19 protein-coding genes, 1 pseudogene and 1 riboswitch are annotated in these 23182 nt (G+C 34.7%); of the genes and pseudogenes, 10 read left to right on the top strand and 10 right to left on the bottom strand.

Annotated elements, in window-relative coordinates; genetic code table 11:
• Nucleotides 1–138: 138 nt before the first annotated feature.
• Nucleotides 139–801 (bottom strand): hypothetical protein, encoded by a 663-nt coding sequence (locus NST00_RS05825; protein WP_016837923.1) that lies wholly within the window; start codon nt 799–801, stop codon nt 139–141.
• A 230-nt stretch (nt 802–1031) separates the two neighbouring features.
• Between NST00_RS05825 and NST00_RS05820 the strand changes: the two genes are divergently transcribed.
• The 3 genes from NST00_RS05820 (at nt 1032) to NST00_RS05810 (ending at nt 4675) form a co-directional block, all read left to right on the top strand.
• Nucleotides 1032–1265 carry a glutaredoxin family protein gene (locus tag NST00_RS05820; RefSeq protein ID WP_016837924.1) on the top strand — a complete coding sequence of 78 codons (234 nt, stop codon included), beginning with the start codon at nt 1032–1034 and terminating at the stop codon, nt 1263–1265.
• 113 nt (nt 1266–1378) lie between these two features.
• Nucleotides 1379–3046, top strand: a complete 1668-nt coding sequence (locus tag NST00_RS05815) for a ribonuclease J (RefSeq protein ID WP_445329557.1) — start codon at nt 1379–1381, stop codon at nt 3044–3046.
• A gap of 15 nt (nt 3047–3061) precedes the next feature.
• Nucleotides 3062–4675, top strand: coding sequence for a catalase (locus NST00_RS05810; protein ID WP_340709745.1), 1614 nt, complete (start codon nt 3062–3064; stop codon nt 4673–4675).
• Nucleotides 4676–4984: 309 nt separating this feature from the next.
• Here NST00_RS05810 and NST00_RS05805 read toward each other — a convergent pair whose 3' ends face one another.
• The 5 genes and pseudogenes from NST00_RS05805 to NST00_RS05785 all read right to left on the bottom strand — a co-directional run bounded on the left by NST00_RS05805 (nt 4985) and on the right by NST00_RS05785 (nt 10902).
• Nucleotides 4985–6394, bottom strand: coding sequence for a SpoVR family protein (locus tag NST00_RS05805; RefSeq protein ID WP_016837926.1), 1410 nt, complete (start codon nt 6392–6394; stop codon nt 4985–4987).
• Between the two features lie 24 nt (nt 6395–6418).
• Nucleotides 6419–7579: a sporulation protein YhbH gene (gene yhbH / locus NST00_RS05800; RefSeq protein WP_026019039.1), complete on the bottom strand. Its 1161-nt coding sequence runs from the start codon at nt 7577–7579 to the stop codon at nt 6419–6421.
• Between the two features lie 160 nt (nt 7580–7739).
• Entirely contained in the window at nt 7740–9635 is a 1896-nt protein-coding gene (locus NST00_RS05795) for a PrkA family serine protein kinase (RefSeq protein ID WP_026019040.1), read from the bottom strand.
• Between the two features lie 209 nt (nt 9636–9844).
• Nucleotides 9845–10045: pseudogene (locus NST00_RS05790) on the bottom strand (flavin reductase family protein); the annotation flags it as partial.
• An 8-nt stretch (nt 10046–10053) separates the two neighbouring features.
• Complete coding sequence (locus NST00_RS05785) at nt 10054–10902, bottom strand: DegV family protein (RefSeq protein ID WP_340709744.1); 849 nt, start codon at nt 10900–10902, stop codon at nt 10054–10056.
• 444 nt (nt 10903–11346) lie between these two features.
• On the opposite strand from NST00_RS05785, the gene NST00_RS05780 reads away from it, so the two are divergent.
• A complete protein-coding gene (locus NST00_RS05780; RefSeq protein ID WP_172597897.1) occupies nt 11347–12270 on the top strand; it encodes a ketopantoate reductase family protein in 924 nt (307 codons plus the stop codon).
• 412 nt (nt 12271–12682) lie between these two features.
• Here the strand turns inward: NST00_RS05780 and NST00_RS05775 are convergent, their stop codons facing one another.
• Nucleotides 12683–13747, bottom strand: coding sequence for an LLM class flavin-dependent oxidoreductase (locus NST00_RS05775; RefSeq protein WP_016837932.1), 1065 nt, complete (start codon nt 13745–13747; stop codon nt 12683–12685).
• Nucleotides 13748–13922: 175 nt separating this feature from the next.
• Here NST00_RS05775 and NST00_RS05770 point away from each other — a divergent pair, with 175 nt between their 5' ends.
• Nucleotides 13923–14588: a restriction endonuclease gene (locus NST00_RS05770; protein WP_016837933.1), complete on the top strand. Its 666-nt coding sequence runs from the start codon at nt 13923–13925 to the stop codon at nt 14586–14588.
• Between the two features lie 76 nt (nt 14589–14664).
• Here the strand turns inward: NST00_RS05770 and NST00_RS05765 are convergent, their stop codons facing one another.
• Nucleotides 14665–15843 (bottom strand): DHH family phosphoesterase, encoded by a 1179-nt coding sequence (locus tag NST00_RS05765; RefSeq protein ID WP_016837934.1) that lies wholly within the window; start codon nt 15841–15843, stop codon nt 14665–14667.
• 251 nt (nt 15844–16094) lie between these two features.
• Nucleotides 16095–16273: riboswitch (Lysine riboswitch) on the top strand.
• Between the two features lie 107 nt (nt 16274–16380).
• Here NST00_RS05765 and dapA point away from each other — a divergent pair.
• Nucleotides 16381–17268 carry a 4-hydroxy-tetrahydrodipicolinate synthase gene (gene dapA / locus NST00_RS05760; RefSeq protein WP_340709743.1) on the top strand — a complete coding sequence of 296 codons (888 nt, stop codon included), beginning with the start codon at nt 16381–16383 and terminating at the stop codon, nt 17266–17268.
• Between the two features lie 196 nt (nt 17269–17464).
• Entirely contained in the window at nt 17465–18760 is a 1296-nt protein-coding gene (locus NST00_RS05755; RefSeq protein ID WP_340709742.1) for an arsenic transporter, read from the top strand.
• Between the two features lie 94 nt (nt 18761–18854).
• Here the strand turns inward: NST00_RS05755 and NST00_RS05750 are convergent, their stop codons facing one another.
• Nucleotides 18855–19055, bottom strand: a complete 201-nt coding sequence (locus tag NST00_RS05750; RefSeq protein ID WP_016837937.1) for an alpha/beta-type small acid-soluble spore protein — start codon at nt 19053–19055, stop codon at nt 18855–18857.
• Between the two features lie 204 nt (nt 19056–19259).
• Between NST00_RS05750 and NST00_RS05745 the strand changes: the two genes are divergently transcribed.
• A complete protein-coding gene (locus tag NST00_RS05745) occupies nt 19260–19679 on the top strand; it encodes a DUF1284 domain-containing protein (protein WP_016837938.1) in 420 nt (139 codons plus the stop codon).
• Nucleotides 19680–19866: 187 nt separating this feature from the next.
• Nucleotides 19867–21078, top strand: coding sequence for a serine/threonine transporter SstT (gene sstT, locus NST00_RS05740; RefSeq protein WP_340709741.1), 1212 nt, complete (start codon nt 19867–19869; stop codon nt 21076–21078).
• 112 nt (nt 21079–21190) lie between these two features.
• On the opposite strand, the gene NST00_RS05735 is transcribed toward sstT, so the two are convergent.
• Nucleotides 21191–21382 carry a hypothetical protein gene (locus tag NST00_RS05735; protein ID WP_016837940.1) on the bottom strand — a complete coding sequence of 64 codons (192 nt, stop codon included), beginning with the start codon at nt 21380–21382 and terminating at the stop codon, nt 21191–21193.
• A 226-nt stretch (nt 21383–21608) separates the two neighbouring features.
• On the opposite strand from NST00_RS05735, the gene NST00_RS05730 reads away from it, so the two are divergent.
• Nucleotides 21609–23138 carry an alpha/beta hydrolase gene (locus tag NST00_RS05730; RefSeq protein ID WP_210730760.1) on the top strand — a complete coding sequence of 510 codons (1530 nt, stop codon included), beginning with the start codon at nt 21609–21611 and terminating at the stop codon, nt 23136–23138.
• Nucleotides 23139–23182 lie beyond the last annotated feature (44 nt).

Below are 23182 nucleotides of genomic sequence, written 5' to 3'. Positions count from 1 at the left end.
TTATCAATACTTGTATAAAACTATTATAGTTTTTCAATCTCTAGCTACTTTGTTTCTCATTGCTTTGTTATTCACGCATAATTATCAAGATTACGCATGTTTACATTCTCGTAATTTTTGTTGGAAAAGACGAGAAGATTAATGATGAACCCAACTATTTACCGCTACCTTTTCTCGCTGATCTCGTTTAATGATAATACTAAATTTCTTATGCCAATTTTTACATTCTTCCCAAATTTCCTCAAATTCTTCTGATTCAGTATCAATGCCTCGCTCGTCCTCATAAAACACAAATTCAATAAGCGGATTGGACAAATCATCAACAATTAATTTTAAACTTAATTTATTTATAACATCTTCTTCGTCAACATCATCATCACTATATAATTCTTCATCATCATTTAATATTGACCATCCATGAATACCACCCTTTGATATTAAAGAATAGATATTATCGTTAACACTAATGGCACACTCATAAATTTCATCAAATGCATAACTTTTCTTTTTAAAGTTAGACTCAACATCTTTTCTTTTCACATAGTAAAACGTTTTTGAATAATCGTCTAACAAAATAGCTGATAAACAATCTTCTGATACAGCTCTTCGGTTATGGGGAATTCGTTCCAACTTTTCAATCGTATCCTTTTCGATTTTTTCTTGATAGCGTTTTTCTTCCTCTCGCCTTTCAATAATCCACCAAAGGAAAATTCCTAATGCAACAAAGAAAAAAATATTGTTTCCAGATTCCATCCATAAAAACAAATAAACTATTTCCAACACGCATATTATGAGAGACATTCAATATCACCTCTATTAAAGTCATTAACCAAAACTTCAATCTTTCTATTAGTTATTAAACATACTATTCGCTGAATTCTTATTTATGATTGTTAATTAGAATTTTTATCTAAATACCCCATTCGGTAAACGAAATTTATTTTGAATCCTCCATTTTCATTAGACATATTTCTCGATTAAATATAATATACTCATAGGGGTATTTAAAAATTAAAAAGGGGGAGAATATATTGAAGAATGTCATAGTTTATACGACAAATAGTTGTCCTTATTGTGTGATGGTGAAAAACTTTTTGAATCAACAACGTATTCCTTTCGAAGAAATCAATGTGGAAGCGAAGCCTGAGCTAATGTTAGAGCTAGTAAATAAAACAGGACAAATGGGGGTTCCTCAAATAGAAATCGATGGTCAATGGATTGTTGGATTTAATCCTAATGCCATTATGAATGCATTAAATAAATAAATTTATTGCCTGTATCCTTCACTAAAAGAGGATGCAGGCTTTTTCTTTTTTCTACTGTATATGAAATAAAAGAAAAACCAATACTGTTAAAAGAATTTTAATGGATTGAGGGGATGATTTTGTCATCTAAACATATGCTCTCTATATTAGCATTAGGTGGTATCAATGAGATTGGAAAAAATATGTATGTAATTGAATATGGAGATGATTTGGTTATTGTCGATTGTGGGGGGAAATTCGCTGATCGAACATTTTTAGGTGTTGATTTAATCATTCCTGACTTTACCTATCTGTTAGAAAATGAACATAAAATTCGAGGAATCATTGTTACCCACGGACATGAAGATCATATTGGTGGCATCCCTTATTTATTGAAAAAAATCAATGTTCCTGTATATGCTACACGCTTTACATTAGGATTAATTGAATTAAAGCTGAAGGAACATAAAATTTTACGGGAATCAACATTGATTGAAATTCATTCAGAATCTGAATTGAATTTTGGACAAATCCAAGCAACTTTTTTTAAAGTGAGCCACAGCATTCCTGATTGTCTAGGAATTGTATTCAATACGCCAGAAGGAAAAATTGTCCATACTGGCGACTTTAAATTTGATCTCACACCAGTGAATAAGCAATATTCACAAATTCATAAAATGGCGAAAATTGGAGATGAAGGGGTATTATTACTCATCTCTGAAAGTACAAATGCAGAACGACCTGGATCAACTCCTTCTGAAAAAGAAGTAGGCAAACATATCGAAGAAACATTCTTTAATGCATCAGGAAAAATTATTATCTCTACTTTTGCTTCCAATGTAAATCGAATTCAACAAATTGTAGAGGCAACAATCAAAACAAACCGAAAACTTGCACTTCTTGGCAGAAGTATGGTAAACGTCGTCAGCGTTGCCAAAAGATTAGGTTATATCGATATTCCTGATTGGCTGCTTATTGATGCACGTGACGTTAAACAATGGCCATCTGAAAGGGTGGTTGTATTATGTACCGGCAGCCAAGGAGAACCCCTTGCTGCTCTTTCACGTTTATCGACGAATAGCAATCGAGATGTTCGAATAGATCCTGGAGATACGGTCATCTTTGCAGCATCACCAATCCCTGGCAACGAAAAAGACGTCACCAAAATCGTTGATAACTTATTCCAACTAGGTGCCAATGTTGTTTACGGTGCTGCTAGCAAAACAGGGATGCATGTATCCGGACACGGCTATCAAGAAGATTTAAAACTAATGTTGACATTAATGAAACCGAAATACTTCATTCCGATTCATGGAGAATATCGCATGTTACATCTGCACGCTAAATTAGCCGAAGATGTTGGGGTAGATCGTAAAAATATTTTCATATTGAATAATGGCGATGTGGTGGATATTCAATTTCAGGAAGCTCGCCAGACACGAAAAATACCAGCAGGAGACGCATATGTTGATAGCTTTGGTGAAGAAGGAATTGAAGATATTGTTTTGAGGGATAGAAAACAACTTTCAGAAGAAGGCATGCTTGTCATTGTCATCACCATTAATAAGTCGGACGGTAGCCGAATTTCTGAACCTGATTCAATTTCTAGAGGGTTCGTTTATGCGAAAGAATCGGAACAACTTATTCGTAATATTAACGAAATCGCAAAAGGGGCTGTCGATGCATTTAAAGACCCGAACATTTTTGCGATGAAGAAAGCCATCAAAAAGGAAGTTGGTCAATATTTGTATGATAAAACGAAGAAAAAACCGATGATCTTACCAATCATTATACCAATATAAGGAGTGTTAACCATCATGACTAACAACCAAGAAAAACAACTTACCAATATTGAAAATGATGATACATTAACAAACCGACAAGGTCATCCAATCACAAACAATCAAAACATTCGTACGGTCGGGAATCGTGGTCCAGCTACGTTAGAGAACTACGATTTTATTGGAAAAATTAGCCATTTTGACCGGGAAAAGATACCAGAACGCATCGTTCACGCTCGTGGTGCCGGTGCACATGGTTATTTTGAAGCTTATGGTACAGTAGGTGATGAACCAGCTTCTAAATATACAAGAGCGAAGTTATTCCAAGAAAAAGGAAAAAGAACACCAGTGTTTGTTCGTTTTTCAACTGTTGTTCATGGTACACATTCTCCTGAAACCGTTCGCGACCCTCGAGGTTTTGCAGTAAAGTTTTATACTGAGGATGGCAACTGGGATTTAGTTGGAAACAATTTAAAAATCTTCTTTATTCGGGATGCAATGAAATTCCCTGATATGATTCACGCCTTTCGCCCAGACCCAGTGACAAACATACAAGATGCAAAACGATTCTTTGACTTTTGTGCAAATTCTCCTGAAACGTTTCATATGGTAACTCTTGTCTATTCTCCGTGGGGAATTCCTGCTAACTATCGCATGATGCAAGGTTCCGGAGTAAACACATATAAGTGGGTCAACAGCGAAGGAAAAGCAGTTCTTGTCAAATACCATTGGGAACCAAAACAAGGCATTAAAAATTTAACGACAAAAGAAGCGCAAGAAATTCAAGCGAAAAATTTTAACCACGCAACACAAGACTTATACGAAGCAATCGAAAGGGGAGATTACCCTGAGTGGGAACTGTTCGTCCAAATTATGGAGGACGGGCCGCATCCTGAGCTTGATTTTGACCCACTAGATTGTACTAAGCTTTGGCCAAAAGATCAGTTTCCTTGGTTACCGGTTGGTCGATTAGTATTAAATAAAAACCCAGAAAACTATTTTTTAGAAGTTGAACAAGCCGCCTTTGGAACAGGAGTACTCGTAGACGGATTAGATTTTTCAGATGATAAAATGCTCCAAGGAAGAACATTCTCTTATTCTGATACGCAGCGATATCGCCTGGGAGCTAACTATTTGCAATTACCAATAAACGCTCCAAAGAAGCGGGTTGCAACGAATCAAGAAGGCGGATTCATGCGTTATCATAATGATAAAGGCCCAAATCAAAACTTGCATGTAAACTATGAACCTTCAAGCATGGGAGGCTTAAAAGAAGCAGAACAAGTTGGAAAAGAATATACGCCTATGATTGAAGGGAATCTCGTGCGAGAATCGATTGATCGAACAAACGATTTTAAACAGGCTGGAGAAACATACCGTAATTTTGAACAATGGGAAAAAGATGAGCTGATTAACAATCTCGTTAATGACCTATCCATCTGTCCAAAAGATATTCAAGAAAAAATGATTTCTTATGCAAAAGCTGCCGATGAAGGATATGGTAGACGTTTAAGAGAAGGTTTAGAAGCCAAAAATAAAGAAAAACATCATGAAGAAATTGCAGAAGAGTTTCATCCCCTTGGCGCTTACAACGCGAAAAAAGCGGTAGAACAAGCCATTCAAAAAGGAAAAGATACAAAATCTTATTAGGACATTTCCAAAAAAAAATCACCTTTCAATTGTATAGATGATTATTTTTGCCTTTTTTCGTTTCATCAGACGTTTTCCGAGGAGCCCATCTTCACACTCCTCGGAGCTTTGTATTGTTTGACGCTTTTCACACAGGAAATCTTTGTGACTGTCACTTATTTTTCATCGCAGATAAATTGCGACTAAGCGTGCGCTACAGAGAATCGCCGCTTTCATTTCAGATAGCCTATGCTCTAAAAGAAAGTTTGCTGAATACTAAAAAAATTAAGCCCATGAATCTAGTTTTTCATGAGCATTTTTTAGAAACCATTATAATGTCTTCCTTGTATTTCGTTTTCCATCATATGAATAGAGAATAGGTTTATTTTCAACAACTGTTTCTAAGTGAACAGAACGGCCCCAAAGTTGATAAATATATGGCAACACATTTTCTAAATAATGAGGGTCTAATTCCATTCCTTCGTAACAATGTTTTAAATACAATTCTCCATTTCTTAAATAATCACCATCTTCTACAACGATGTACGGGAATCCTCCATTCACCCTCATTGAAACTAGTTGATCTCGAATATTTTCATAATCCTTATCGGTAATTTGATACGTATTCCCTTTTTTCTCAAATAAATACATATCTTCTTGATCCACAAGTTCCTTTGTTAAATAATTTCGAATGAAGGAAATATCCGATTCAATTTCTCGCACTTCAAAGATTTTTTCCCGACCTGATCCAGGTTTTACGCCCATCTTTTTCATTTCTTCTGTCGGATTGTCATAACGTCTTTCAATATCTTCAAAGATTTTCAATCCTAAATAGTATGGATTGATTGACGTTCTTGATGGTTGAAGTACACCAGCATTGAGTTTTGCATATTCAATGGTTTCTGCCGTCGTTAAATCTAATTCTCTCATAATTCGTTGGTGCCAGTAGGATGCCCATCCTTCATTCATAATTTTTGTTTCAAGCTGTGGCCAGAAGTATAACATTTCTTCTCGCATCATTGTAAGAATATCCCGTTGCCACTCATCTAACTCTCGGCTGTATTGTTCAATGAACAACAACAAATCCTTTTCCGGCTTCGGTGGGAATTTCTTCTTTTTTATTTTCTTTCGATTTTCTTCTTTTTTCCCTTCTAATTTTTCATCTAAATTCCATAAATCATCATATGGGGTTTGAATAAGGATGCTGCTCTCAACTTCATCTTCTTCCTCTTCGTATATTAAATGTGGACGAACTAAAGAGGGATCAATATGTTCTTGAATGGACAGGACCGCATCTAAAAATTGTTCCACTTCATATTTTCCGTACTCCCTCTCATAGCTAGCAATGCGTTCAGCTGTTGCTGTCATGCTTTCAACCATATCTCTTCTTGTATTAGAAAAGCGAATATTATTTTTAAAGAAATCACAGTGGGCTAATACGTGGGCTACAATTAATTTGTTTTGCGTTAGTGTATTGGACTCTAACAAAAAGGCGTAACAAGGATCCGAATTGATGACAAGTTCATATATTTGACTGAGACCTAAATCATACTGCAATTTCATTTTGTAAAATTGCTTTCCGAAACTCCAGTGGGAAAATCTTGTCGGCATTCCGTATGCACCAATTGTATAGATGATATCCGCAGGGCAGATTTCATAGCGCATAGGGTAAAAATCTAACCCGAATCCAATAGCTATTTCCGTAATTTCATCAATTGCTTTTTGAAGCTCTTTATCCAAGAAAACTCACCTCTCTTTGGAAAATCAAGCATTTGCTTCTTGTTTACGGAACATGCTTTTTAACGCCTCATATACATCGCTTTTTTGACGAATAATATAGTGGCGAAATTTCGGGTTATCGATTTTTTTATACGTATTCATTAAAGTGGAATAACGATTTAAAGCGTTTACTTCCCCATATCCAAACATTTGGGAAACATCCATTAGTTCGTTTACGAGCTTTAAACATTTTTCATTGTCACTGGACATGTTTTCACCATCTGAGAAGTGAACTGGGTAAATATTATATCGACTTGGACTATACTTCATTTTTATAAGTTCAATGGCTTTTGAATAGGCAGATGAACAAATTGTTCCACCACTTTCACCTTTTGTGAAAAATTCCTCTTCTGTCACTACTTTTGCTTCTGTACTGTGGGCAATAAACTCTATTTCAACTTTTTCGTATTTTGAACGTAAAAAGCGAGTCATCCAAAAGAAGAACGTGCGAGCACAATATTTTTCAAAATTCCCCATTGAACCACTCGTATCCATCATCGCTAAAACTACTGCATTCGATTCTGGTTTCACTACTTCGTTCCATGTTTTAAATCGCAAATCTTCATCTGTAATCGGTGCGATTGCTGGTTTCCCTTTTAGGGCATTTCGTTTAAATGCTGAAAGAATGGTGCGTTTTTTATCAATATTTCCCATTAATCCTTTTTTACGAATATCGTTAAATTCAATTTTTTCTGTTGTAATATTCGATATTTCCTTTTGTTGCAAATTTGGTAATTCTAATTCGCTAAATAGGATGTTTTGTACCTCATCAAGACTAACTTCTGCTTCATAGTAATCCTGCCCTGGAAGGTTCCCTGCTTCTTTCCCCTTTCCAGGCCCTAGAGCACCTTGGGAATCCCTTGCAACAATATCACCAATTTTGCTATTCCCTTGCCCTTGACCAACATGTTTAGACTTCCCATAGTTATACCGGATTTTATATTCATCGAGAGAGCGGATTGGAATTTTAATCACTTCACGACCGTTTGACATGATGATGCTTTCTTCACTAATTAAATCTGGTAAATTATTTTTAATAGCTTCTCTAACCTTTTCCATATGACGTTGTTGATCTTGATAACCTTTACGATGTAATGACCAATCTTCTCGAGAAACAATATAGCTTTTATTATCGTTTTTACCCATCTCATCATCACCCATCTTTCATGACTTTCCTTAATCTATCTGGAAAATCACTTTTTTTATCATATGCGGGAGTTTTATGGAATTACCACTTCATTTTGAAAATAAAAAAGTGCTAAGAAAAAATCTTAGCACATAAATTAATAGTTTCTTTCTTCATTATTCATCTGTTCAACAAGCTTCCAACATAACGCAATAATTCATTGGCTGAAGTGGAATTATAACCATATTCATCAATTAACCTAGCAATCACTTCATTGATTTTTTTCAATTGTGCCTCATCAGGAGTTTTTGTAGATGTTGTAATTTTTACTACATCTTTCAAATCAGCAAATAGTTTCTTTTGAATTGCTTCCCTTAATCTCTCATGAGAATTGTAATCGAATTTTTTTCCTTTTCGTGCATAAGCAGAAAGTCGAATGAGAATCTCTTCTCGGAATGCTTTTTTCGCATTTTCGGAGATGCCGATCTGTTCTTCAATAGAACGCATTAATTTTTCATCTGGCGGCATTTCTTCTCCTGTTAACGGATCTTTAATTTTATTTTTATTGCAATAGGCTTCCACATTATCTAAATAGTTGTTTAATAATGTTTTTGCTGATTCTTCATAAGAATAAACAAAGGCTTTTTGTACCTCGTTTTTCGCGATTTCATCATACTCCCGTCTTGCGATAGCAATATAGTTCATGTATTTTTCCTTATCTTCTGGCGTAATAGAAGGATGTTGATCTAGTCCATCTTTTAATGATCTTAAAACGTCTAATGCATTAATGGATGGTACTTCCTTGCGAATAATAGCTGATGATATACGGTTAATGACATAACGAGGATCTATGCCTTTCATTCCCTCATTAGGATATTCTTTTTTTAATTCCTCTACATCAACTGAATTAAACCCTTCAACAGTTTCTCCATCATACAACCGCATTTTCTTTACAATATCGATGCCTTGTTTTTTCGGCACTTCAAGTCTCGTTAAAACCGAGAAGATAGCAGCAGCTCTTAACGCATGTGGTGCTATGTGTACATGAGCCATGTCGCTTTCCTTAATCATTTTTTCATAGATTCGCTCTTCTTCACTCACTTTTAAGTTATACGGAATTGGCATCACAATAATTCTTGAATGAAGAGCTTCATTCTTTTTATTTGCAATGAATGAACGATATTCCGTTTCGTTCGTGTGAGCAACAATCAATTCATCTGCGCTGATTAACGCAAACCGGCCAGCTTTGAAGTTTCCTTCTTGAGATAATGATAATAAGTGCCATAGAAACTTCTCATCGAGTTTCAACATTTCTTGAAACTCCATAATTCCTCGGTTTGCTTTGTTTAGTTCTCCGTCAAATCGATATGCACGTGGATCGGATTCCGAACCGTATTCAGCAATTGTTGAAAAATCGATGCTACCTGTTAGATCAGCGATGTCTTGTGACTTTGGATCGGATGGAGTAAACGTTCCAATTCCTACACGTTTATCTTCTGAGAAGAAGATTCGCTCCACCATTACATCTTCAATGCGGCCACCATATTCTTGTTCCAAACGTAATTGATTTAATGGCGATAAACTTCCTTCAATACGTATACCGTATTCTTTATAAAAATCTTCTCGCAAGTGATGAGGGATTAAATGCAGTGGATCTTCATGCATAGGACAACCCTTAATTGCATATACCGCTCCTTCATCGGTGCGAGTATATTTTTCCAATCCGCGTTTTAACAAAGTAACAATTGTTGATTTACCACCGCTGACAGGGCCCATTAAAAGCAAAATCCGTTTTCGAACGTCAAGTCTTTTAGCAGCCGGATGGAAATATTCTTCCACTAAACGTTCAATTGTTGATTCTAATCCAAAGATTTCATTGCTAAAAAACTTATAGATTTTTTGTCCATTTTTTTCCTCAATCCCTGCACTTTTTATCATATTGTAAACTCTGGAATGAGCAGTTTGTGCAACTTCTGGGCGTTTTTTCACTATTTCTAAATACTCAGCAAAGGTACCTTCCCACTTCAGCTTTTCTTCTTCTTCTCTGTACTCTTTCACTTTCTTTAAAATGTCGATAGCGCCTTCCCTCCATTCAGGGCTAATTTATAACATAGTATGATTACGTTTTGTTTATGATACCACTGATTTTTAATTAGCTAGTTTTGGAAACGAACATAATGAGATAGAAAAAAGCTCTCCTAAGAGCACTACTGCTTTAGGAAAGCTTTTGAAGATTGTTCAATAATCATGTTATGTTGTTGCATTATAAATATGAATAAATTTTATTATCCGCCATAATAGAAACCTGTTTCTTTCATTGTTAGCGGATCTCCTTCACGGTGTACACCAGCATTAATCACTTCACCAACGTAAATATAGTGGTCACCTTTTTCAATCTTGTCCACCACTTTACATTCAAAAAAGCTTAATGCATCTTTAAAGATTGGACACCCTGTTTCTTCAGTGTAAAATTCGTAACCCGCTAGTCCACATACTACTTTTTACTTTTTCTTTTATATAAGATTCCTAATGTGTTTGGTCCGCAGTGAGTTGAAATGGTACAACCGGCCGTTGTCTCAATAATCTCTTCAAATGATGCATACTGTTCAATTGCCTCTCTTACTTTTTGAACCGTTTCGGGTGAACAATAGGAATGAGTAATAAACACTCTTGAATAATCGATGTCATCATTATTTTCAAGCCGGTCTTTTACATAATTAACGATACAGCGATCGAAGTTCCCACGATATTTTTTTCCAACAATCATTTTACCATCTACAACTTCAATGGAAGGTTTAATTCTTAACAATGTAGCACCGAAAGCTTCAATTCCGGAACAGCGTCCGCCTTTTCGTAAGTATTCCATAGTATCAATCACAAAACTTGCATCTACCTTAGGAATAATCTCTTCTAAATGTTTTATGATTTCTTCTGGTTGTGCTCCCTTTTTTGCCATAAGTGCCGCTTCGTAGACAACATGTCCACTTCCAGTAGAAAGGTTGCTTGAATCTACAACGAACACATTATCAAATTGTTCCGATGCAATTTTGGCATTTTGATAGCAAGAGGAAAAACCAGAACCTAAACTAATATGTATCACAGCATCGTAATGCGGTGATAGCTCCTTGAATAAATTTTCATATTCAAATACATTTACCGCAGCCGTTTTACAAGTTTTTCCTTCTTCACTTACATAACGAAAGATATCTTTTGGCGTAATATCAATTCCATCGCGAAAATCTTCCTCGTTAATTAACACATGTAATGGCATTAATGAAATATCTAACTGCTCAATAATTTCAGGAGATAAATCGCAAGTGCTATCGGCTGTTATTTTAATCATACGGCTCACCTCTATTTTCATAATCCCAACAAAATTTCTTCAATTATAACATAATTCTATATTAGAAAAATAATCATTGAGAAATGATCATCAACATTCCGCTGAACTCTTCTTTGTTCTTTATCTGTTCGAAAAGTTTTGAAATATCTTTGAACTCCTTTCTAATGCCTTTTATTTTATGTTTTTTGGAAGTACAATCTCAATAAAGAAATGAATTAAAGCTTTAGCTGATGAATGGCTCAACTATCCCGCTTAGTTGCTCATGTTTTTAAACATGTTCAAAATATTCACAACCCCTTTCTTATCTATAAGGTGCGAGAATAACCCTCGCATCTCTTTTTTTCTAGCTTTTATAACCCTTAATAAGAATTCCTTTTGCCAAATAATTTGATAAACTAAATGAAATGATTTCGTTTGTAAGAAGTTAATGAAAGAGGGATGGTTGTGAGTATAAAGAAGGTATCAATTATCGGTTTAGGTGCATTAGGCATTATGTATGGTCAACATTTTTCTCAAAAACTTCCGAAAGAAAATGTACGAATCATAGCCGATAAAAAACGTATTGAAAAATATCAAACTGAAGGGGTATTTTGCAACGGAGAACGATGTGAATTCCACTTTGTAACACCTGATGAGCATGTAGAACCTGCAGATTTACTTATTTTTACTGTTAAGTTTAACGGTTTAGAAGAAGCCATTCAATCTGTTAAGCACCATGTAGGTGAACATACGATAATCATTTCGGCATTAAATGGCATCATCAGCGAAGAAATGATTGGACAAGTTTACGGCTTTGAAAAGGTACTTTATTGTGTCGCTCAAGGAATGGATGCAGTAAAAATTGATAACAAATTAACATTTGAACATAAAGGAATGCTCGTCTTTGGTGATAGAAAACCAGGAATCCTTAGTGAAAAAACAAAAAGATTAAGCGAATTTTTCAAATCTGTTGAACTTCCACATCAAGTGGATACAAACATGCCCCATCGAATTTGGGGCAAATTCATGCTAAACGTTGGAGTCAATCAAACGGTTGCCGTTTACAATAGCAATTATGGGGAAGTACAAAATGAAGGTGAAGCAAGAAATACGATGATTGCTGCTATGCGAGAAGTTATTGCTATTTCAGATAAAGCTGGTGTTCCATTGACAGAAGATGATTTAAATTACTGGCTTGATGTATTAGATACTCTCAGTCCAGAAGGAAAACCATCAATGGCACAAGATGTCGATGCAAAACGACTAAGCGAAGTTGAATTGTTTGCTGGAACTGTATTAAAACTTGGCAAAAAGTACGGAATTGATACACCGGTAAATAAAATGCTGTATGAAAAGATTAAAGAAATTGAATCTGAATACGTTTATTGATTAGAAATATTCGTGTTATAAGAGAGAGGACTGTGCAAAAGTTGATGACAGTCCTCTCTTTATCATTTCTCATTTGAAATAAGGCTTAGCTATAACATTTTCGATTCATGGAAACTGATAATAGCCAAAATCAATCACTTAATAGTCAAACTAAATTGGATTATAGTCAAATGTGTGAACTTAATTGCCAATCGATTAAATTTCGATTTAGGGAAAACCGATATTAGCCAAAATCAATCACTTAATAGTCAAACTAAAATGGATAATAGTCAAATGTGCGAACTTAATTGCCAATCGTTTCAATTTCGATTCGAGAAAGACCGATATTAGCCAAAATCGATCACTTAATAGTCAAGCTAAAAAAGATATTAGTAAAAGTTTGCAAAATAATAGCCAATATGGATAGTTATTATTAGACTATGATTTGCCCATTACCTTCCGCTTCCCATTTCGCTACTTCTTCACGTACAATTGGTGCAACTTCTTTCCCTAACAATTCGATGCATCTCATCACATCTTCATGAGCCATTGAACCAACTGGGCAGTGGAGCATAAAGCGAGTAACTCCAACATTTTTACGCAAGAAAATAATTTTATCTGCTACCGTTTTTACATCGCCACAGTACAATGCTCCTTCTAAACTTCTAGCATAATCAAATGTCGCTTGCGTATATGGTCCCCATCCTCGTTCTCTACCTAAAACATTCATTGCGTATTGGGTTGGAGGGAAGAACTTTTCAACCGCCTCTTCTGTCGTTTCCGCAACAAATCCATGGGAGTGAGATGCTACTTTTAGTTTGGAAATATCATGTCCTGCTTCTTTTGCTGCACGATAATATAACTTCACTAAAGGAGCAAATTGTAATGGACTGCCGCCGATAATCGCTAAACATAAAGGTAAGCCTAACGCACCTGCTCGAGCTACCGATTGAGGCGTTCCACCACTAGCAATCCAAATCGGAACTTCATTTTCTGGTCTTGGGTATACTCCTCGACCATTAATACTTGGACGATGTTTACCGTTCCAATGAATGATTTCTTGTTTCTGTATTTGTAGTAATAAATCTAACTTTTCCTCGAATAATTCATCATAATCCTGTAAGTCATAACCAAATAACGGAAAAGATTCTATGAAAGAACCCCGGCCTGCCATAATTTCTGCACGCCCGTTCGAAATTGCATCCAATGTAGCAAATTGCTGATACACTCTCACTGGATCATCTGAAGATAATACAGTTACTGCGCTCGTTAATTTAATATTTTTTGTTTTCGTTGCGGCCGCAGCAAGCAATACAGCAGGTGATGAACAAGCATAATCTTTTCGATGATGCTCACCTACTCCATAAACATCTAATCCCACTTCATCAGCTAGTTGAATTTCTTCTACAACTTCTCGAAGTCGCTCCGCATGACTTATCACTTTTCCCGTTCTTACATCTGGCGTCGTTTCTACAAATGTCGTTAACCCTATTTCCATCCTCATTCCCTCCACATACAAAACATATTATCTCGAAATTGAAATATTTTTCTTTGTAATCATACACAAATATTAGGATGATTATCAAATATTCTGTTTTTAATTCTCATCCTTTTTTAGAATATATTCAGCTCCAAAAGTTAAAAATAATATAAAAAACAAGGAATGAATGTAGATGAAAGAAAGAAAATTTGAAAGCAAAGTAATTGAATTTTTAATGATTTTGATGTTCAGTTTTGGTATTGTTATCACATTATTCAGTTTGATTTCTATTGAACTAAATGTATATGATATTAAATTGTATTTCATGATTTTCATTACTTTGGTGATATTCTACAAGCCTTTTAGAACTTCAAGTTTTCGTTTTATTTTTTATTTAATTAATCGTACATTGCATTTAATAAAAACCGTTCACACTGACAACGATCTTTTACAGAAAGAACTTATACAATTGAATAATTTGCCAGAAACGGAGTACATCCATCTATTAAAAAAACTTTTTGAAAAACATCGTTACGTAGCACTTATTACAAAGGACATTGAAACTTTCAATGTGGATCTTATTTTATGGAAAGGTACGAGAAAATATATAGTACAGATTATAAAAGGGGCAAATGCAGTTGACATCCGAAAGGTTCAACAAGTTGCTGTCAATATAAAAACATACAGTGCAGATGGCGCAATGATTATTACAAATCAATCTTTTACACCATCTGCCAAAAAGTTTTCTTCCTTAAACCATATACTTTTAATTGATCACGATGAATTAATAAATATGATGCAGGATGAAAATAAAAAGTTCGTTTTCCAAACCGCATTATATTTATCACAACATAAATAATAATAAGAATTCGCTAGCTAAATTGAAAGGAGCTAGCGAATTTTGCATTCATAAAAAATATTTCAATCATCTACTTCTAATGTTCTTTTTTTACTCGATTCATTAAATACTCAACAAACACTTCATCACGTACTAGATAGGCTTCATACATCCTTTTTAAATATTTTTCTGCTTCTTCAAAACTTGCAAAAGTTGTTTCTATTAATTGTTCTGATTTTTCAATCATCCAAACGCCATCTTTTTGTAATATAAAATAATTGTTATCATCGGCATCAGCATACATCGTACCAAAAGAAGATTCCTTTACATTATACCGATTATATTTCGCATCTTGAGGCATTGGATCAAGCTGAAAAGTATTTTGTACAAATATTTGATATGTTTCCTCTGTTAAGTTACAACCCGCTGCCTTTTGATGTCCTCCTCCGCCATACACTGCTGCGATTTCCGAAACATCCACATGGTCATGAATAGTGCGGAAAGAAATTTTTTTACTTCCCATATTCAATATAGCGATATAGTCAAGATGAGGATGTTCTTTACTTAATTCGTTTCCTAATTCTGAATGATAAGATTCCGCATACACAACTCCAGCAAAATACTCATCATTTTTTATTTGCACTACCTCTCTTTTTTTGCGACGAATATATCGTTCTATCCGATCTTCTTCCATATTCAACAGCTTTTTTTCAAATTCATCAAAATCGAAGTGTTCAGAAGAAGTTAGTCTGTCAATCATCGTTTCTTCAAATTCATCGATGGACACTAAGAAAAACAATGAATTTAAGAAATGGGCTTTATGATTATCGTTTTTTTCCCACTCCCAAGTATCATATTGTCTTACGAGCTTCACAAATTCATCAATTGCCTCTGTTGGCTTTAATAACTCGTTTGCAACTAAAAACTGATAAAATAATGAAGTTGCACTTTCTAGCTTCCCTTCCTCATTTTCGACTAATACCGTTCCCCAATCATATTCATTAAAATGCAACGCTGTTTTATGATGATCAATAAGTTGAATATTTTTATATTGTTTAAAATGTGCATTTAATCTTTTTTCATTTTCTTCACTAGGTGATAAATCTGTAATAAATAAAAAAGTATCAGGCAAATCATTTTCTAAAAAGTATTCAATTTCCCGTTCAAGTGAAGCAATTGAATTATATCGGACTTTTACATCTTGTCCAAAGGCAAGTTTCGCTAAAATGCCACATCCAACTCCATCTAAATCATTGTGGGACAGCAATTTATACATTCTATTTCACCTCAGAAAGTAGTATGGATGCTTTTTATAAAAATAACAGCATTATTATTGCAAAGAAGTTAGAATTCCTTTTAAATTTTCAATTTAACAAAATTTTCGATTGAAAATTCAAAATTTTTCTGCATATTGTATAAAATTCAATCATAAATGATATTTAAATACTTAATTGTTATTGCTTTTCCAAATAAAAGGAGCTACAATTATATACAATTATCCATCGACTTATTTCAATATTGCTTTGAAGTAAGGATAGAGGCGCAAAAACCAAGAGTACACAGTTTGAGGATAATGAGGTCCAATGATAATTGTGGAAAGGGGGATTTGCCGAAGTCTCTAGAAACTCATTTTTCTAGGGGCTGGTTCTGCATTGAATAAGTGTAGGACTGTCATATAGGAAACTATATGGAGGGCTATCTTACGCAAAAAATCTTCCTTTTTGCAACAACGAGGCTCTTCGTTGTTGCTTTTTGCGTTTATAAAGAAATTGCCCTTCTCCATTAAAAAACATTGAAAAGGATGTGGAGAAGAATGAATTTCGGAAGAGTATTAACAGCAATGGTAACGCCATTTGACAAAAATGGTGACGTAGATTTTGAGGCTACGGAAATTCTAATTCAACATTTAATTGCAAACGGTACAGACGGATTAGTGGTATGTGGTACAACTGGAGAATCTCCTACTTTAACAGATGAAGAAAAAGTAGAACTGTTTAAATTTACTGTGAAGACTGTAAATGGTAGAGTTCCTGTAATTGCAGGTACGGGCTCTTATAATACGAGAGCTTCCATTGAGCTTACTAAAAAAGCAGAAGATGCCGAGGTGGATGGCATCATGCTTGTAACTCCATACTACAATAAGCCAAACCAAGAAGGAATGTATGAACACTTTAAAGCAATTGCACAAAATACAAAACTGCCAATTATACTCTATAACATTCCTGGCCGTAGTGTCGTCAATTTATCCGTTGATACGGTAGTTCGTCTTGCGAAAATACCGAATATTGTTGCAATTAAAGAGGCAAGTGGAAATTTAGATGCAATGGCACAAATTATCGAAAACACGCCAAATCATTTCTCACTATATAGCGGGGATGATAGCTTAACATTACCAACATTAGCAATTGGTGGTACAGGAGTAATTTCCGTTGCTTCTCATATTATCGGCAATGAAATGCAATCTATGATTAAAAATTTCTTCATTGGAAATATTCAAGAAGCTGCAAAAGAACATCGAAACCTGTTACCAATTATGAAAGCGATGTTCATTGCACCAAATCCTGCTCCTGTTAAGGCAGCATTAAATATGAAAGGCATAACAGTTGGTGGTGTTCGTCTTCCACTAGTGCCATTAAACGAAGAGCAACAAAAAATGCTAGATTATTTATTAAGAAATACACAATTACAATTGATTTCATAAATATTCTCCTGCCATGAAAATGGCAGGTTTTTATTTTGATAAATAATACTTGGTGGAAAAGTAAATAAAATATTCGATAGGAAAATGAATAGTGATATAATAGCATTTGTGAATTTTAGGCATTTAACTAAATTCATAAGTGCTTATTTTTTTATCTTCAATATGTCACAATTCAACTTTGTTGGAGGATATGATTTTGCTCAATTTACTATTAGCCATTTTAATATTTATCATCACGCTCATACTCGTAATTCGCCAACCAAAAAATATCAATATCGGTTGGTCAGCCTGCTGTGGCGCAATAGTTGCATTGATTGTTGGAGTAGTGGATATTAATGACGTCTTTGAAGTTGTAAACATTACTTGGAATGCGACATTATTATTTATTGCGATTATAATCATTTCCTTAATATTGGATCAAATTGGTTTATTTGAATGGTCTGCACTGCACATGGCTCGCATAGCAAAAGGGAACGGTATTAGAATGTTCATTTACGTTACAGTTCTTGGAGCTTTTGTTTCAGCCTTCTTTTCAAATGATGGTGCAGCATTAATTTTGACCCCTATTGTTCTTGCAATGGTTCGAAATTTAAATTTTAATGAGAAAATGATTTTCCCTTTTATTATGGCTAGTGGTTTTATAGCTGACACTACTTCCCTCCCTTTTTTAATAAGTAACTTAGTAAACGTAATCGCAGCAGATTTTTTTGGAATCAGCTTTATGGAATACTCTTTACGAATGATTATTCCTAATTTCTTTTCATTAATAGCAACCATTATCGTTCTATTTTTATACTTCCAGAAATCTATTCCATCAAAGTATGATGTAATGATGCTAAAAAACCCACAGGAAGTCATACGGGATGAAAAGATGTTTAAATTAGCGTGGCCGGTAATGGCAATTTTATTAACCGGTTATTTTTCAGCTGAATGGATTCATGTACCCGTTAGTATTATTGGTTGGATTATGGCGATATTCTTATTGGCGATGGCTCGAAAAAGTTCAGCAGTCAATACAAAAGCCGTAATAAAAGGAGCGCCATGGAATATTGTATTTTTCTCCATCGGTATGTATTTAGTCGTTTATGGATTAGGAAATGCAGGTTTCACGAAAGGACTAGCCTATGTTATTGAATGGACAGTGCAAGGAGGATTATTCACTACTACGATTGGAATGGGGTATATTGCAGCCTTCTTATCTTCAGTTATGAATAATTTACCTACAATTATGATTGACTCATTAGCAATAGCGGAAACTTCCACGTCAGGTGTAATTCGCGATTCTTTAATTTATGCCAATGTAATCGGCTCAGATTTAGGTCCCAAAATTACACCAATTGGTTCACTTGCTACGCTTGTGTGGCTACATGTACTCTCAAACAAGGGGATTAAAATTTCTTGGGGAGCTTATTTTAAAATGGGGATTATCCTGACACTTCCAATACTATTCTTCACATTAGTTGGTTTATATTTGACGTTATTATTATTTTGATTCTTTATTTTTATATGAGTAAAATTTAATTATAATGGTTACAATAATAACACACCTAAGAACATTTGAACTTAGGTGTGTTTATTATTGCCAATTATTCTGAGTTTCCTTTCAATTGTTGTTGAGCCATTTGCACAAGACGTTTCGTAATTTCTCCACCAACTGAACCATTAGCTCGGGAAGAAGTATCTGGTGAAAGGTTTACGCCAAACTCTTGTGCAATCTCATATTTCATTTGATTCAATGCAGCTTCTGCCCCTGGGAATACTAGTTTGTTAGAACTACGATTTGTCATGTTGTTCACCTCCTTGTGCCATTAGAATGCTCAAGCTATAGCTTTTAATACTTTAGAAATGTAGGGAACATTGAGATTCACTGGAAAAAACAGATTATTTAAGTTGTAACATTATTACAATAGTGTCATATATTCTAATTTTTTCCTCCTAATCAGTATGTTAATATGTTAGTTAGTTAACGTTAACTTTAGGAGGAGCATTTCATGTATAAAATACGAGGGCATCATTTATTTTGCCTTGTTGGCTTTAGAGGTATGGGATATTCTAAAGAATTTGCGGAAAATATGAAGCGCATTCACCAAGAACTTAGGAAAAACCCCAAGACTTTAATTCACATCATCGAGGGCATCGATCAAATTTGTGAAAAATACCCAAACTGCGGAAAATATCATTGTCAAGATGAAAACATCTACATAAGAGATAAACAAATTTTGGAAAAGTTAGGGATACAGATTGGTCAAACTCTCACTTGGGAAGAAATTGAGTCTCGCATACAAAAATTCGCAACTCCTGAAGATATAGATATTCTTTGTGAAAGTTGTACATGGCGTTCCTATGGTGTATGTAAAGCAGGCATCCAAAGAATCTTAAATGGCGAAGGTTTATGGGAAGTAAATAAATAACCATTTATAAAAATCTCCTGGTGAGGAGATTTTTTATTTTATCTAAATATAAATACTATTTACATTTTTCCGAAATAACAAATTTCTTTGGATTTTAAAAATTCGTGCTAAACTATATCTATCTTAAATGTCCTTTTGGTGTAAACATTTGTATTTGTAAGCAAGATTTTAATCTTTGGAGGTTTTTATGAAAAAACTATTTCATACATGGAGTCAAATTAGCTTAGTCAAACGAATTTTAATCGGTTTAATTTTAGGTATTCTTCTAGCTATTACAATACCTGATACTTTCAGTTGGGTATCCATTTTCGGAAACTTGTTTGTCGGTGCATTAAAAGCCGTGGCACCAGTACTTGTATTGGTATTGGTTATTCAAGCAATCGCAAATCATCGAAGCGGAACAAAAACCAATATGAAATTGATTTTAATTCTTTATGCTATCGGTACTTTTTCCGCTGGTGCAATCGGTGTCATTGCCAGCTTCATTTTCCCAACGACACTGACATTAAAAATGAGTGCTGAAGATGTGTCTCCTCCAGAAGGTATTGCAGAAGTTTTTGAAACGTTGCTTTTTAATGTTGTTAGTAATCCGGTAAATGCTCTTATGAATGCAAATTACATTGGCATATTGGCTTGGGCCGTTCTTCTAGGAATTGCGCTTAAGAAAGCAGCAGATTCAACAAAAACCATGATTGACAATCTTTCAGAAGCAATTTCAACAATTGTGAAATGGGTAATTGAATTTGCACCTATTGGTATTATGGGGCTTGTCTTTGATGCGATAGCAACAAATGGTCTTTCCACATTAGTTGAATACGGAAAATTGCTAATTGTTCTTCTTGGCTGTATGTTCTTTGTTGCATTAGTTATAAACCCGCTCATCACATTTATTTTTACAAAGCAAAATCCATATCCGCTTGTATGGCTTACATTAAAAGAAAGTGCAATTTTTGCGTTCTTTACTCGAAGTTCTGCCGCAAACATTCCAGTCAATTTAGCATTATGTGAAAAATTAGGTTTAAATAAAGATACATATTCTGTATCTATTCCATTAGGTGCCACAATTAATATGGCGGGAGCTGCAATTACAATCTCTGTATTAACGCTTGCAGCTAGTCATACACTAGGAATTGAAGTAGATGTAATGACCGCTATCATCTTAGTAGTACTTTCTGCACTTTCTGCTGCAGGAGCTTCTGGTGTCGCTGGAGGATCATTGCTTTTAATTCCTGTCGCTTGTAGTCTTTTTGGAATTTCCAATGATATTGCTATGCAAGTTGTAGCTGTTGGATTCATTATTGGCGTATTACAAGATTCTTGTGAAACTGCATTAAATTCATCATCCGACGTATTATTTACAGCAACAGCTGAATGGGCAAAAGAGCGTAAATCAAATTAATAATAGAATATGTATAAATTATTAAGGCACTGCTCTCATTTCTTATTACAGAGCAGTGCCTTTAATCAAATTCGTCTATATCACCATATAATTCAACATGTTTTTCCAATTCCTAAGTTGCCTCCCTAAGTAATCTTTTATTATTTTCCAATATCTTAATGACTTGTTGAAGGATTTTTTCTTCTACCATAGGGGTCGAATTAATTTCCTTCCTTATGATTTTGTTTAATTCTAAAATGGTACTAACTTCGAGACGATGCTTTTCAGCTAACTGAAATGCCCGCTCTAACTGACCGGTTATCATCAGCATTCCTCCTATTTTCGTTTTAATTATATTTTATGATGTTTTTTTATTTTTTTCACCTGTAATTAAAAGAATTTTCTTTAATATGAATAAATTATATCAAATTTGTTATAACCATTTAACTCCATTTACCAAATAGTTACAGAAAAGCTGAATACATCTCATAAATTGTAAGAAAATTGAATATAGAAATAGAGTAAATTCGTTTTATAAAGGGGGCCTTTCTTTGTATCGAAAACTAATTGGAATTACATTAACCCCATTGATCTTCTTTGGTGCTCACTCAATTGGTGGAGGTGCAGCAGCCCATGCAAATGAAGAAATTATCCCTGGAGCACATTCTGTAAAAGTTACTTATTTTGATGGACAAGATGATCGTTGGCTCACAACATTGAATCCTGAACAACTTGAAAAAGCTAACCTTTATGGCAACAATATAATAGCTCCCATTTATTGGGGTGACCCAGAAAAGGAAACAGGTTGGTTTCAAATGTATAAACCTGCAAAAATAACAGGCACTCAAGTAACCGGTGCATTTGATGATGCACAATTTGTCATTCGAGTACCTGACCAGTGGAATGGCAAATTAGTCGTTTCAGGCATTCCAGCAACAAGAAATGAAACCTCAACAGATCTTTTATTTAGCGATTTTGTTCTTGAAAAAGGGTATGCTTTTGCAGCGATTGATAAAGGAACTCAAGGCACTGAAGTCGAAGGTGATCCATTGGCAAAAGTGAAAAATGCTTTAGTTGATGAAGATGATTCTGTTCGAGAATGGCATCTTCGTTTTAGACAAATTACTAAAGCTTCACATCAATATTTGATAAACAATTTTAGCGACCGACTTATTAACCCGAATGATGCTTCAAATCCTGCAAGCAAATTAATTCGGCCAGATCATAAAGTGCCGACATATGCCATTGGAATCTCAAATGGAGGTTATGTTGTTCGTTTCGCATTGGAAAATGATAACCCTGAAAAAACCGGAGAACCGCGACTTTTCGATGGCGGTGTAGACTGGGAAGGTGTTCTTTGGACAGAAAAAGCCCCTAATCTCATAAGTTCGTTAGTTTCTGTTGTCAACCATGCAGAAGAAGCCCTTTATGGTAGCGGAAAAGCAAAGGAACAAGCGATAAAAGAATTATTTAAAGCAGGCGTTCCAAAAGGATCTGAAAAATTATGGGTTTATCATGACCAAATATATTGGTTTGTCACGTTAAACATTTATCGTGACCATTTTGATCCAACTGCACCTAATCGGATAGAATGGCCAAATTACTTAAGATTTGACGAAAACGGCTTACGTGATCGATCCTTTGACCATATTTTCAAAAACTATCAGTATAATCAAAGACGAAAATTAATCAAAGATAATATAAAAGAAATCGAAAATACAGGTAAGATTGAAGTCCCGTTAATCAGTATTACAGGATCATTAGATACGCTTATATTCCCAGAAATTCATGCAAAAGGATATGAAAAATTAGTGAAACGAGCGAAAAGAGAACATTTACATCGATTATATATTATAGAAAATGGTAATCATGTAGATGGACTCGTTTGGAATCCAGCAACAGATCCAGACAAAGAACTTCAACCATTGTTGCCGTATGCGCATCAAGCATTTAATTTGTTGGTGGATTGGGTAGAACAAAATATCCAACCACCAGAAAGCAAGACGATTCCTGCTCCTCTTCATAATGAAAAAGTTATCGATATCAAAACAGGTAATGAAATTGAACCGTGCATAAAATAAGAGACCCAAATGATTGGGTCTTTTTTGTACTATTGGAAAAGCAC

Source organism: Ureibacillus sp. FSL K6-0165 (assembly GCF_038004285.1).
Classification (GTDB): Bacteria; Bacillota; Bacilli; order Bacillales_A; family Planococcaceae; genus Ureibacillus; species Ureibacillus thermosphaericus.
Note: the sequence above shows the minus strand (reverse complement) of the source record. Positions and strands in the feature narration are given on the sequence as shown.

What these genes read in the sequence shown, in the direction of transcription:
- NST00_RS05825 (WP_016837923.1), bottom strand. Translation starts at nt 801, where the DNA reads ATGTCTCTCATAATATGCGTGTTGGAAATAGTTTATTTGTTTTTATGG.
- NST00_RS05815 (WP_445329557.1), top strand. Translation starts at nt 1,379, where the DNA reads ATGATTTTGTCATCTAAACATATGCTCTCTATATTAGCATTAGGTGGT.
- NST00_RS05810 (WP_340709745.1), top strand. Translation starts at nt 3,062, where the DNA reads ATGACTAACAACCAAGAAAAACAACTTACCAATATTGAAAATGATGAT.
- yhbH (WP_026019039.1), bottom strand. Translation starts at nt 7,579, where the DNA reads ATGGGTAAAAACGATAATAAAAGCTATATTGTTTCTCGAGAAGATTGG.
- NST00_RS05785 (WP_340709744.1), bottom strand. Translation starts at nt 10,902, where the DNA reads ATGATTAAAATAACAGCCGATAGCACTTGCGATTTATCTCCTGAAATT.
- NST00_RS05775 (WP_016837932.1), bottom strand. Translation starts at nt 13,747, where the DNA reads ATGGAAATAGGGTTAACGACATTTGTAGAAACGACGCCAGATGTAAGA.
- NST00_RS05770 (WP_016837933.1), top strand. Translation starts at nt 13,923, where the DNA reads ATGAAAGAAAGAAAATTTGAAAGCAAAGTAATTGAATTTTTAATGATT.
- NST00_RS05765 (WP_016837934.1), bottom strand. Translation starts at nt 15,843, where the DNA reads ATGTATAAATTGCTGTCCCACAATGATTTAGATGGAGTTGGATGTGGC.
- dapA (WP_340709743.1), top strand. Translation starts at nt 16,381, where the DNA reads ATGAATTTCGGAAGAGTATTAACAGCAATGGTAACGCCATTTGACAAA.
- NST00_RS05750 (WP_016837937.1), bottom strand. Translation starts at nt 19,055, where the DNA reads ATGACAAATCGTAGTTCTAACAAACTAGTATTCCCAGGGGCAGAAGCT.
- NST00_RS05745 (WP_016837938.1), top strand. Translation starts at nt 19,260, where the DNA reads ATGTATAAAATACGAGGGCATCATTTATTTTGCCTTGTTGGCTTTAGA.
- sstT (WP_340709741.1), top strand. Translation starts at nt 19,867, where the DNA reads ATGAAAAAACTATTTCATACATGGAGTCAAATTAGCTTAGTCAAACGA.
- NST00_RS05735 (WP_016837940.1), bottom strand. Translation starts at nt 21,382, where the DNA reads ATGATAACCGGTCAGTTAGAGCGGGCATTTCAGTTAGCTGAAAAGCAT.